This window comes from Halobacterium bonnevillei (assembly GCF_009831555.1).
In the GTDB taxonomy this organism is placed as follows: domain Archaea; phylum Halobacteriota; class Halobacteria; order Halobacteriales; family Halobacteriaceae; genus Halobacterium; species Halobacterium bonnevillei.
The window spans coordinates 1-11450 of the sequence record NZ_WUUU01000094.1 but is presented as its reverse complement, the minus strand read 5'-3'; the positions used below and the strand labels follow the sequence as shown (position 1 = coordinate 11450).

The 11450-nt window shown below is 65.3% G+C and carries 14 protein-coding genes and 1 tRNA gene; 6 read left to right on the top strand and 9 right to left on the bottom strand.

The genetic code is table 11. The features are described 5' to 3' along the window. The 4 genes from GRX66_RS11745 to GRX66_RS11730 all read right to left on the bottom strand — a co-directional run. Nucleotides 1–682 (bottom strand): DNA polymerase Y family protein (locus tag GRX66_RS11745; protein WP_201293004.1); only part of this gene is annotated, 682 nt, incomplete at its 3' end. A 49-nt stretch (nt 683–731) separates the two neighbouring features. Further along, nucleotides 732–1028, bottom strand: coding sequence for a hypothetical protein (locus GRX66_RS11740; protein ID WP_159526732.1), 297 nt, complete (start codon nt 1026–1028; stop codon nt 732–734). Nucleotides 1029–1030: 2 nt separating this feature from the next. Next, on the bottom strand, nt 1031–1306 hold the full coding sequence (locus GRX66_RS11735; RefSeq protein ID WP_159526731.1) for an ArsR/SmtB family transcription factor: 276 nt from the start codon (nt 1304–1306) through the stop codon (nt 1031–1033). 179 nt (nt 1307–1485) lie between these two features. Beyond that, on the bottom strand, nt 1486–2253 hold the full coding sequence (locus GRX66_RS11730; protein WP_325064080.1) for a GTP cyclohydrolase IIa: 768 nt from the start codon (nt 2251–2253) through the stop codon (nt 1486–1488). 174 nt (nt 2254–2427) lie between these two features. On the opposite strand from GRX66_RS11730, the gene GRX66_RS11725 reads away from it, so the two are divergent. The 3 genes from GRX66_RS11725 to GRX66_RS11715 all read left to right on the top strand — a co-directional run bounded on the left by GRX66_RS11725 (nt 2428) and on the right by GRX66_RS11715 (nt 5188). After that, nucleotides 2428–2808, top strand: coding sequence for an Hsp20/alpha crystallin family protein (locus GRX66_RS11725; protein WP_159526730.1), 381 nt, complete (start codon nt 2428–2430; stop codon nt 2806–2808). Nucleotides 2809–3148: 340 nt separating this feature from the next. After that, nucleotides 3149–4411: a hypothetical protein gene (locus GRX66_RS11720; protein WP_159526729.1), complete on the top strand. Its 1263-nt coding sequence runs from the start codon at nt 3149–3151 to the stop codon at nt 4409–4411. Between the two features lie 228 nt (nt 4412–4639). Further along, the gene (locus GRX66_RS11715; RefSeq protein ID WP_159526728.1) at nt 4640–5188 is read left to right on the top strand and encodes a SprT-like domain-containing protein; all 549 of its coding nucleotides are present in this window, start codon (nt 4640–4642) and stop codon (nt 5186–5188) included. Between the two features lie 28 nt (nt 5189–5216). Here the strand turns inward: GRX66_RS11715 and GRX66_RS11710 are convergent, their stop codons facing one another. From GRX66_RS11710 to GRX66_RS11700, 3 genes are all read right to left on the bottom strand, one after another. Next, on the bottom strand, nt 5217–5519 hold the full coding sequence (locus GRX66_RS11710) for a DUF3006 domain-containing protein (protein ID WP_159526727.1): 303 nt from the start codon (nt 5517–5519) through the stop codon (nt 5217–5219). Then, nucleotides 5516–6982: a lamin tail domain-containing protein gene (locus tag GRX66_RS11705; RefSeq protein WP_159526726.1), complete on the bottom strand. Its 1467-nt coding sequence runs from the start codon at nt 6980–6982 to the stop codon at nt 5516–5518. Before GRX66_RS11705 ends, GRX66_RS11710 begins: the two co-directional genes overlap by 4 nt. A 240-nt stretch (nt 6983–7222) precedes the next feature. Then, the gene (locus GRX66_RS11700) at nt 7223–8572 is read right to left on the bottom strand and encodes a hemolysin family protein (protein ID WP_201293003.1); all 1350 of its coding nucleotides are present in this window, start codon (nt 8570–8572) and stop codon (nt 7223–7225) included. Nucleotides 8573–8899: 327 nt separating this feature from the next. On the opposite strand from GRX66_RS11700, the gene GRX66_RS11695 reads away from it, so the two are divergent. Both GRX66_RS11695 and GRX66_RS19535 read left to right on the top strand, forming a co-directional pair. Further along, nucleotides 8900–9907, top strand: coding sequence for a tyrosine-type recombinase/integrase (locus GRX66_RS11695; protein WP_159526725.1), 1008 nt, complete (start codon nt 8900–8902; stop codon nt 9905–9907). A 157-nt stretch (nt 9908–10064) separates the two neighbouring features. Continuing rightward, the gene (locus GRX66_RS19535; RefSeq protein WP_201293002.1) at nt 10065–10238 is read left to right on the top strand and encodes a hypothetical protein; all 174 of its coding nucleotides are present in this window, start codon (nt 10065–10067) and stop codon (nt 10236–10238) included. Nucleotides 10239–10499: 261 nt separating this feature from the next. Here GRX66_RS19535 and GRX66_RS11690 read toward each other — a convergent pair. Next, a tRNA-Trp gene (locus GRX66_RS11690) sits at nt 10500–10676 on the bottom strand. 124 nt (nt 10677–10800) lie between these two features. Between GRX66_RS11690 and GRX66_RS11685 the strand changes: the two genes are divergently transcribed. Next, on the top strand, nt 10801–11007 hold the full coding sequence (locus GRX66_RS11685; RefSeq protein ID WP_159526724.1) for a hypothetical protein: 207 nt from the start codon (nt 10801–10803) through the stop codon (nt 11005–11007). A gap of 40 nt (nt 11008–11047) precedes the next feature. Here GRX66_RS11685 and GRX66_RS11680 read toward each other — a convergent pair whose 3' ends face one another. Continuing rightward, nucleotides 11048–11272, bottom strand: a complete 225-nt coding sequence (locus tag GRX66_RS11680; protein WP_159526723.1) for a DUF5795 family protein — start codon at nt 11270–11272, stop codon at nt 11048–11050. Nucleotides 11273–11450 lie beyond the last annotated feature (178 nt).

Below are 11450 nucleotides of genomic sequence, written 5' to 3'. Positions count from 1 at the left end.
CGCCCGCCGTCTCGATGCCCATCTCGCGGAGTTCGCGTGCGCGCACCGGCCCGACGCCGTGGACGTCGGCGACGTCGATGGGCGCGAGAAACTCCCGTACTTCGCCCGGTTTCACGACCACGAGGCCGTCGGGTTTGTCGTGGTCGCTGGCGAGTTTCGCGGTGCTCATGTCCGGCGCGACGCCGACACTCGCCGGGACGCCGACCTCCCGCTCGATGCGCTGTTTGACGTGGCGCGCGAACCCCTCGGCGACGTCCCACGCGGTCCGCCCGGTGACGTCGAGGTACGCCTCGTCGATGCTGAGCTCGCGGACGGTGTCCCCGAGGTCGTAGAGGATGTCCTTGACGTCGCTGCCGACGTCCTGGTAGAAGCCGATGTCGACCGGCCGATAGTAGCCCGCGTCCGGGTCGTCCGGGTCGTCGGCCGTCCGCGGCAGGCGGTCGAGCGCGGCGCTGATCGCCTGCGCGCTCTGGACGCCGTACTCGCGGGCCTCGTAGCTCGCCGTCGCGACGGCGCCCACGGTCTGATCCTCCTGGTACCCCATCCCGACGACGAGGGGCTCCCCCCGCAACTCGGGTTCGCGGAGGCGCTCGCAGCTGGCGTAGAAGCAGTCCATGTCGACGTGCAGGACGATGCGCTCCGCGGTGTCGGGTGCGCCGGGGAGGCGTTCGCCGTCGACCATCACTCTGGGCTACGGACCGCGGGGCAAAAAGCGACTGGTCGCGGCGGCGTCACCGCATCGTCACCCACGCGAGTGCGGCGACGGCGACGAACTGCAGGAGGCGCATCACCAGGACGATGGTCTGGACGACCGGGTCGCCGGAGTACAGCATGTGCATGCTGAAGAAGAAGTAGACGGCGACGGCGTTCTCCACGGCGAGCACGGCGCTGAACGCGACGAGCCCCAACACGAGCGGCGTGCGGAACTCGAAGTAGTTGCGCACCCAGACGCCCGCCAGCGAGACGAGCACGACGAGGTTGACTGCTGACAGTGCGGTCGCCGCCATCGTTTCGGTTGCCATTGCCATTGTCAGTCCAGGTGTTCGACGACGTCCTCGAAGGCGTCGCGGTGTGCGTCGAAGCGGTCGGTCAGGAAGTACAGTTCGCCGTAGTCCTCGCCGCCCGCTTCCACGACGTCGTGGTCCTCGAGTTTGTCGAGGTGGTAGCGGACGGTGTTGTAGTCGACGTCGAGCATGTCACTCAGTTGGTTCGCGTTCCGCGGTCGCTCCTCGAGGGCTCGCACGAGTCGCGCGCGGTTCGCGCCGCCGCGCGTCCCCACGAACAGGTACCAGAGCGCTTTCTCCATCCTTTCGTCGTGTGGTGTCGGGACCGCATTCGGTTGCCTCGTGAGCGACTCGGGTGGCCACCCGTATGGGTGTTGGGCAAACTCTCTCTAGAGTTGTCCAGACGACAGGCGGGGACCGACGTAAAAGTACGCATCACGTCGGTCGGCGCTCGACGACGCTGCCGGTCCGGCGGCCACTCTCAGGGCTCGGGGAGGACTTCCACGTCGCTTTCGTGGTCGCGGGCGTCCTCGAGGGCGTGCTTGGCGCCCATGCCGGCGTCGTGGGCCGAGGTGCCGCGACCGACGCCGACGCGGACGTCGACGCCCGCGGTGGCGCTGACGTGGTCGATGGCGTCCGCGTAGTCGGCCGTCGAGAGATCCGGGCAGACCGCGATGATGTTGTCGCCGCCCACGAAGAACGACAGCGAGTCGTGGGCGTCGTGCATGTACCGCATGAGCGTCGCGTACCCCTGCTCGATGTGCGCGAACGAGGAGAACGCGTCGAGTTGGTCAGTGTACGTGCCGGTGGCGTCGACCACGTCGAAGTGCGCGATCTGGACGTCGTCGTCCGTTCGCTCGGCTTCGGGAATCGGCTGCCCGAGTAGCGCTTCGCGCCGGTCGGCGTCCTGCGCGCTGCCTTGGTCCTGGAGGGCGGCGGTGGCGTCGACGAGCGCGTCCGCGGGCGACGGACCGGTCCCCATCGAGAGGCTGACGGTGACCGGGTAGCGGTTCCGAACCGACTCCTGGATTCGGGCGTGGTCTTCGAGGTCGAGGCCGTTGGTGACGGCGATCATGTTGTCGAAGCGCGTGAAGAAGACGTAGCCGTCGCGCATGCCGAACGCCTGCGAGAGGTCGGCGTACATGCGCGACTGCATCGTCTGGAGGTCGACTTCGCGGCGCGGCGACGGCGTCACCGTCCACGGCCCGTAGTTGTCCAGTTGGACGAGAGTGACCTGCGTGTTCGTCACGGTTATCGACACTCTGCCCCACACCGGTATATCGGTTGTGGATTGCGTTCCAAATCTGTTCCCTCGGACGGGGCGTGACACCCAATGACAAGAAAAATCTATATTAAATTTGTTGGATTCGTGGGATTCTTTACGAACCGCGAGGATACTGTCAGATGTAGCGAGGTGAGAACCATGCCACTGCCCACGACAAGCCCGAGTTCGTGGATGCAGGGTCTCGACCTGCCCTCGCAGCTGTTCGGCGAGGGCGGGTTCGGTGGTAGCGACTACGAATTGTACGAGGAGGACGACGACTTCGTCCTCTCCGTTGACATGCCCGGCTTCGAGACGGACGAAATCGAGGTCGCCTGGGACGACGGCGTCCTGAACGTCTCGGCCGAGCACGTCGACGAGGGCCGCGGGCGGAAGAAAACATACCACCGCCGCTTCCGCTTCCCGAAGGAGATCGACGAGGACGAGATTTCGGCCTCGTACAACAACGGCGTCCTCGAAGTGACGCTCCCGATCATCGCGGAGGCCACGGCCCGCGGCGAGACCATCCCGATCGAGGGCTGACGACCGTCGGTTGCCGACGGTCGTCCAGACCGACGCGGGAACTGTATTTTCGTCGAAGCGGACACCTGAGCCCGGTTGACCGGTAGCACACAGCGGTCTGTGCAGCCACACTGTCCTGATCCTCCGGTCGAGTCGTCGGGGTGTGAACGGTCACCCAATCCGCAGCGGAGATTTGACCGTGGTAGGAATCACGCGACACCGTCCACCCGACGGCTTCCGGAGCCGGTTTTCTCGCAGCGATTCGTCGCAACAGCCGGGCGCCCCCCTCGAGAACACCTCGTAAAATTAAGAAGTCCCGAACTAACAGAAAACTTATTCGGCTCCGAGCAAGTCCGTAGCTATGGAACGCCGCCAGTTCCTGGCTCGGAGTGCCGCCGTGGGCGGCGTGCTCATGGGGCGGAAGTCCTCCCGGTTCGCCCGGCAGAACCTGGCGCCGTGGACCGACACAACGACTCCGGAGGGAGTACTCGCGCGCGCTGAGGGCGTCCATGGCGAAGTTTCCGGCGTCGCCGAAACCACCGTGACGCTCGACGTCTCCTGGCCGGACGCACGGGACTCCTTCGAGGTGCTCGTCCGCCGGCGGCAGTACCCGGACGGAGCGGTGCTGGGCAGCGCTGCCAGCGGGCAGTTCCACGCCGCCAACCCCGATGAGACTCGGACGGTCACGGTCTCGGTACCCCGAACGCGCGGCGAATCCGGCGATTGGTTCTACGAAGTCTACGTGCGGCCGAACGCGGACCAGAACGTCGAGGGCTTCCTCTGCGAGTCAGCGCCGCTCCGTTGGGATTCCAGGAGAAAGGACCGCGTGCTGTCTGGCGAACGCGTCTCGGATCCGAGACCGTCGATCGACGGCGCCGCGTTCTCCCGTCGCCGTGCGGGCAACGAGTACATGCTGTCCTACCGGTGGACGGATAGCAGCCGGACGACCTGGACGTTCGACTACCGGCTCCGTCGGTCCACGTACGACGCCGCTGTCGCCCGCGAGCGCGGGTACGCCACGACGTACGAGGAGTCGCTGTCGAGTCCCGTCGCGCAGGACTTCGCCACGTCGCTCCTCGAGCGGGCCACCACCGAGGACCTGTCCGACGGCGACGACGGAGCACGGACGGCTACCACCCCGGCGTCCCTGGACGCCGGCCGTCGCTTCGACGTCCTCGTCCAGTTCGTGCAGGCGCTGCAGTACGCGCCGGACTCCGAAACGATGGAAGCGTACGACTACCACAGGACGAACGAGGAGACGCTCGTCGCCGCCGTCGGCGACTGCAAGGACCGGACGTACCTGCTCGCTGGCCTGCTCGCTACGGCCTTCGACTGCGAGACGACCCTCCTGTTCCAGACGGGCCACCTCTTCCTCGGCGTCGACGTCGAGGACGTCCCGGCCCTGCCCTACGACGTCGACCCGCTGTCGCTTGGGGGCCGCGAGTTCCTCGCGATCGACCCGTCGCTCCGCGGCCGAATCGACGCCTTCCCGGACTTGCCGTTCGTCGCCGCCTACAGCGAGGGGAACTGGTGGTACACCGACGCAGACGCGATCACGTCGGGCATCGACGACGTCGTACGGGACTACCTCAAGACTGCCGACGTTGTGCCACAGGTCTTCTGAACGTCTGCGACGTCTCCGGGCCGCTGCCGCGAGTCTCTATCCCGCTGGGCTCCCATTGCCGGGGCCGCTGATGGGGTGGCGGCGACCGGCCTGGAACTCGAAGATTAAAGGTCCGGAGCGTCGTCCTGGCGGACAACCACAGTCGTCGCCAGGTCGCGAGCCCGCCACGTAGTCGTCGGCCTCCGACCGACCGGAGACTGACCCGGTACGACACAACTCACTGCCACCATGTCCTCGGACCCCCTCCCGCTTGACACAGACTTCTACGCCGTCGACAGGAAGACGTCCGTGCCGGAGTTCCTCGCCGTCTCGAAGGTCTACGCGCGCGAAGTCGTCGCGAACTACGACCTCACCGTCTCGGTCAGCGACCTCGAGTGGGAGGTCAGCAAGCGCGCGAAGCGGCGCGCCGGCGCCGTCAAACACCGCGACGACGAACCCGAAACCGTCTCGCTCACCTGGGAGTACTTCCAGGAGCACGGCTGGGCCGCCACCGCGTCGGTCATCCGCCACGAACTCATTCACGTTCACCTGCTCAACGAAGCCGACGACCCCAGTCACGGCGACCGCTTCGAAGCGTGGGCCGACGAACTACAGACCACGGTCACCTGCGAGCGGTTCGCCGACCCGAACTGGTGGGTGGTGTGTGAGTCCTGCGGCAGCGAGATGCCGCGCTACCGCAAATCGAAACTCGTGAAGAATCCCGACCAGTACCGCTGCGGCGGGTGCGGCGGCAGCCTCTCCGCGCGCGACGCACGTCCTGACGCCGACGGCGACTGAACCTCGGGGCCGGATCCCGGTCTCTGGGTCACGGCGAGTCGGCGTCAGAATCCGCGTCCGTCGACGGCGGTTGCCTGGAGAGTTCGTCGAATCGGCTCTGGGCGGCTTCTGCGCGGTCCGTCGTCTCGGCCGCATCGTACGCGGCGTCGACCAGTTCGCCGTCCGCGAGTTCGACGACCAGCACCGCGTCCGCGTGCCGGCCGACCTCGGGGAGCCGCCCCGCATCGACGGCCACTTCGCCGACCGTCTCCCCGTCGTCCTCGAGCAGGAGCACTGCGAGGTCGTCCTCGAACCGGTCCACCACCGCCGTGTAGGTGCCATCAGTCGTCATTCGTAGGCCTCCCGGAGCACTTCGCTGCCGTCCTCGGTACGGACGACGACCGTGTCGCCGCCGTTGTTCCAGACTGCGCTGCCGGCGCCCCAGTAGAGTGACGTCGCCGTGTCCGCTCCGGCGCCGGTGTACAGCGTGACCCGCGCGCCCGCGCCCAGCGAGAACCCTGCCGGGAACGTGTAGGTGTGGCCGGCTTCGTCGGCGACGGTCCAACCGCCGAGGTCCAGCGACCGGTCGCCCGCGTTCTCGAAGACTACGTACTCGTCGTCCAGGTTCTCGTTGTCGTTCCCCGCGGCGTCCGCGTGGACCTCGACGACCGATAGCGCCGCCCCCTGGGCAGTCGTCCCTCCAGTCGTCGCCGGCTCGGTCGTCGCCGGCTCGGTTGTCGTCGCCGGGTCGGTGGTCCCACCGTCAACGTGGACGACCGTGCGGACCTGCACCTCGTCGTCGGTCCCCGGTTCGATGGGCGCCCCGTCGCGGAGCGCCAGCGGGTCCGTCGGCGCGTTCCGCTGGGTCGCCACCGTGAGCGCACTGCCGTTGCTCGTCATCCTGACGTTCCCGTGCGTCGCCGTCCAGTACGTCGGAATCGACCGCGCGGCGAAGCGCTCGAGCACCGATTCGTCGGGGTGGCCGTACTGTGAGTCGTACGCGCTCGACACGACCGCGACGCGCGGGTCGGCGGCGTCGAGGAACTCGCTGCCGGAACTGGACTCGCTACCGTGGTGGCTCGCGCTCAGCGCCGTCGCCGCCAGCTCGGCCCCGTACTCGTCGACGAGGTAGCGCTCGCTGGCCGTTTCGCCGTCGCCCTGCAGGAGGAACGACGACGCCCCGAACTCCAGATGCAGCACCAGGCTGTTCTCGTTGCGGTCGCCGTTCGCGATGTAGTCCGCGGGCGGGGCGAGCACGCGCGCGCCCACGCCTTCGAAGGGGATGCGGTCGCCCGCACGCGCCTCGTACAGCGCCACGTCGTGGCGCTCCACCGCGTCCAGGTAGTTCTGGTAGGTCTGCGAACTCGAGGCGATGCCGGGGTCGTAGACCGCGCCGACGCCGTCCCCCTCCGTCTCGACGTAGTCGATGACCGCCGCGTGCCCGCCGATGTGGTCGGCGTCGGCGTGCGTCGACACGAGGTAGTCGATTCGCTCGACGTCCTGCGATTCGAGATACGCGATGACGTCCTCGCCGTCGTCGGACCAGTCGCCCGTGTCTACGAGCATCGTCTCGTTGGTCGGTCCGACGACAAGGGTGCTTCCGCCCTGTCCGACGTTCAGGAAGTGTACGGAAAGCGTGCCGTTCGGACTCACTGTCGACGTAGTCGTCGTCGCCTCGGTCGTGGGGCCGGGTGTCCCGGGCGACGAGTCCGTCGTCCCCGGCGTCGTAGCACCATCGGTGATCGCCCCGCTACACCCGCCGATGGTGACGAGAACGACCACCGCGAGAACGCCGAAGACGCGCCGCCGATCCATGGCACTGACCAACACGGCCGGTCAGCATAGGTGTTCTGCTCCGTGGTTTGGTGGTGGTTCGGGAGTGTATCGTTCGGACGAGCCTCGTCGTTTGGACGCGTCTGTTGCACACCGGACTGGCTCTCGTTACCCAGGACGCGCAGGCGAACGCCGGTGACTGCGGTCGCACGTGACCGTCGCTGCGGTGCACGGGACTGTCCGAATCTGTGGGCCGGTGAGACGGAGCAGCGAATCGGGCGGCTACTCCTCGCCCGATGGTTCCGTGGCTTCGGCCGTCTCGTCGGGGAGGTCGACCCGCACTTCCAGGATGCGGTTGTTCTCGGCGGTTTCGACAGTCAACCGGACCCCGTCGTAGGTCACTCCCTCGCCCTCCCCGACGAGTCGGCCGGTCTGACTGATGAGTAACCCAGCCACGGACTCGAACTCCCCGGCTTCGGGGAGATCCGTCCCGAGTGCCTCGTTCGCTTCGTGGACGTTGAGTTCGCCTCGAACGACCACGGAGTCGTCGTCGAGGCGACGAATCGGCGGCGATTCCGTCTCGGTGAGCACTTCGCCGATTATCTCCTCGACGATGTCCTCGATGGTCACGATCCCGGCCGTCGCCCCGAACTCGTCGACGACGATCGCCATGCGTCGTCGCTCGGCGCGCAACTCGTCCAGGAGGTCGTCCACCTCCTTGGATTCTGGAACGACGTACGGCTCGGCGGCGACGGAGCGAAGTGACGCCTCCCCGTTCCGTTCGCGCGCATCAACCAAGTCCAGGAGGTGGACGGTTCCGACGACACTGTCCAGGACGTCCTCGTACAGGGGGAGCTCCGTGAATCCACCGTCCAGACACGCATCGACGGCCGCGTCGAGGTCCTCGTCGGCCGCTATCGCGACCACGTCACGCCGCGGCACCATCGTCTCCTTGACGACGCGGTTGCGGAACCGCAGCAGGCGCTGGAGCATCCGGTGTTCCTCGTCCGTGAACACGCCCGCTCGCCGGCCGGCCGTGATCACTTCCTCGACCTCCGCTCGCGTGACGTACGCCGTTTCGAAGTCACCCTCGCTGCCCAGCAGGCGATTGACGACGCGAGTGAGCGCGTCGAACAGCTCCACGAAGGGATAGAGCACCGTTTGCGCCGCGCGCAGCGGCCGGGCTGTCCGGAGCGCCCACGACTCGCTGTGCTCGACCCCGTACGACTTGGGTGCCGTCTCACCGAAGAGCAACACGAGCGACGTCACCCCGAACGTCGCCACCAGGACGGATTCACCCGGCGTGAAGTAGAACGCCAGCAACCCTGTCGTGATGCTGGACATCCCGATGTTGGCGATGTTGTTCCCGATGAGAATCGTCACCAGCAGCCGTCGAGGATCGGATTTCAGTGCCGACAGCGTCGCCGCGCCAGGGGTGTTCTCCGCGGCCAGCGTCCCGATTCGGTGGTCTTCCAGCGAGAAGATCGCGATCTCCGCGGACGCGAAAAACGCCGAGAGCAAAATCAGGACCAGCACAGCGAGAATCCCCAAACCGGTGATGGTTCCCTGCGAGACCTCGAACAGCGCGAAGCCCTGTCCTGCGAGTATCCGAGTCGAATCGAGAAGGGACATGCTCTGGCTTACGTGATTAAACGGGTAAAATTTCGGTCCGACGTGGGATAACGGAGGGATTGCGAACCACGCCAGCGCGTGCTCGCTACGCTGCGCCCGCTGTCTGGTTCAAATGCGCCCCAATCACCGCTTGCTCACGCGAAGCGACACACGCGTTGCTTCGTGGTGAGGTGTCGTAGAAGTAGGGCCGGAGGGATTTGAACGCCCCGGCTCAGGGTCGCTCTCCGCCGTTCGCGGCCCTTCGCACCGCAACGCAATCCGACTACACTCCGAACGTGCGCTCTCCCAACGGACCTCGGACTGGTCGCTCTATCGGGCATACAAACAATGACCGACATTCGACTGCGGCCACAGCAAGCAGTAGACGACTTCCTGAAAGAGAAGAAGGCAGAAGTAGCCAAATCGTCGTGGCGGAACTACAAGTACCCGCTCGGCTACCTTGTCGAGTTCTGCGACGAGCAGGACATCGAGTACATCGGTGACATCACAGGATACGACCTCAAGAAGTTCAAGACACAGCGGCGTAGCGACGACATCAACAACGTCACGCTCTACAACAATCTCTCCGTCATCCGGGTCTTCCTCCAGTGGTGCGAGGAAGCCCAACTCCTCAAGCAGGACTTCCATAAGCTCGTCCAGCTACCGCCAATTGACGACGGCCAGATTGTGAGCGACGACAAGCTCGAACTGGATGAAGTCGAGGACATCCTCGACTACCTCTACAAGTTCGAGTACGCGACTCGGCGTCACGCGGTCTTCCAGCTGATGTGGCACACCTGCATCCGGATGGGGACCGTGATGGCGCTCGACCTCGACGACTACCTTCCGAGAAAGCAGCAGCTGCGCGTTCGACACCGACCTGAATCGGACACGCCGTTGAAGAACAAGTCGGACGCAGAGCGGAAGGTGAACCTCGGTGATGACCTCTGCGAAGTGCTGGACGACTACATCGACGTGCATCGCGTCGAGTTGACCGACGACCACGGCAGAGAGCCGCTGTTCACGACGCCGACACGCCGGCTCTACGACACTATCCTCCGCAAGGATATGTACGCGATAACGCGGCCCTGCTTCGTCGGTCAGGAGTGTCCTCACGACCGCGACCTCGATGAGTGCGAGGCGACGAACAAGAAGCAGGCGTCGAAGTGTCCATCTTCGATAAGCGCGCACCCGCTCCGCCGGTCCGCAATCACGTACCACCTCAACCAGAACGCGCCGAAGGAGAAGGTGAGTGAACGAGCCGATGTCAGCGTGAGTGTCCTTGAGAAGCACTACGACGCTCGGACGGAAGACGGGCGAGCAGCGGGCCGGAGGCAGATTCTCGATAGGCTATGAGACGATAGCGACTCGAAAGATGGAATCGCCCTGAATCAACCTCTCCAATCTGGAACAGCGATAAGGCCGACTGCCGGCCGCGACTGCTACGTACAGGTGAAGCACCCCTCGATTTATATGTATAACATTTTTATTAGGCTGGGTTTTCGATTGAAATATGCTTGACTCCCCACACGCTCGCTTTATTATCAGCTTCCTCCTCGCGTTTCCGCTCTCAGCGATTATTTCGCCACCCGATATATTCGGACAGCTGTTCGTCCTCGTATTTCTCGTGGTTGTCGCGTACTACCTGAGCTACAAAGGCGGATACGATGCTCTCCTGAGCAACTGACTCGATATATTCGCACACCTACTGAACGGAGATTTCGTCCTCAAGTTGGACCTCGATAAGGCCGGCAAGCGGCAACCACTCTCAGTCAATATCTTGCCAGCAGAATCTGGCGGAACTTCTTTGAAGGCCCATATCACATATCTCATCGCCTGATAGCGACGACCAGCATCCGAGAGTTGGTTCAATTAAAGACCGCAAATTCGGAGTGACGTAAAAGAATCCCGCCGCTGTACGTGGGTTATTGGTCGGAAGATAAGTTAGTGGGGCCGGAGGGATTTGAACCCCCGATCGACTGATATCTCCGGTGCGCCTCGGAACTCCAGAGGGTCGTCGTCGCGGACCGATGATCAGTCGGCCGCTCGGTATACCAGTCTGGAATTTCGTCCCGGGCGCGTGGCCTCTGGAGTCAGTCGCCATGCCTGGCTTGGCCACAGCCCCTCGCGTTCCAGCGTACGGTGATTTTTCCTAAGAGGGTTTCGGTTCGGCCCGGGTGGCCGAGCGAGTGGCGGCCGTGGATGCCGGACGCGTCAGCTTCTTGCGGGGGTTGGTCGTAGGCGTTCGTATGGCCGAGTACCCGATTGTGGTTCGCGAGCTGGGCGGGAAGATGCGGCTGGGCGTCGAGGAGGCGGACGCGCTGGAAGCCGACCTCCGGGACGTCGTGACGGAGGGCTACCAGCGCATCGACGTCCAGGAGTGCGCGGACGGCGAGCAGGTGGGCGTGGTGGTCGCGAGCGGCGACAACATCGAGACCGTTCGGTGGGCGCGATAGCCGCGGAAACCGAGAGAAAGAGACGGAGAGAGCAGAGGAATCAGGGTTCGCGGTCGCTCCAGTCGCAGTCCTGGCACTTGTAGCCGGTGACGAACTCCGTGACGGAGGGCATGTAGCCGACGGAGAGGACGTCGCCCCCGCACTCGGGGCAGTCGCGGTCGGCGTCCTCGATCGGTTCGGCGTCCATGACTGACTCGCCCTCGACGAGCGCGGCGAGTTTCTTCGGCGTCACCATGCGGCCTTCGACGACGCGGTTGTCGGACATACAGCCAGGGACGGACGCGGCGGAGTAAAGGCTTCCCGTCCCAGGGACGGCCGCAGAATCGGCAGTCCCCGCCCGGGCGGACCGGCTACAGCCAGGGGGCGCGCTCCTCGGCGCCGTCCTCGCCGGGGTACCCGTACGCGGGTTCGTCGTTGTCGGGGTCGTTGCCGCCGTCGGGCGT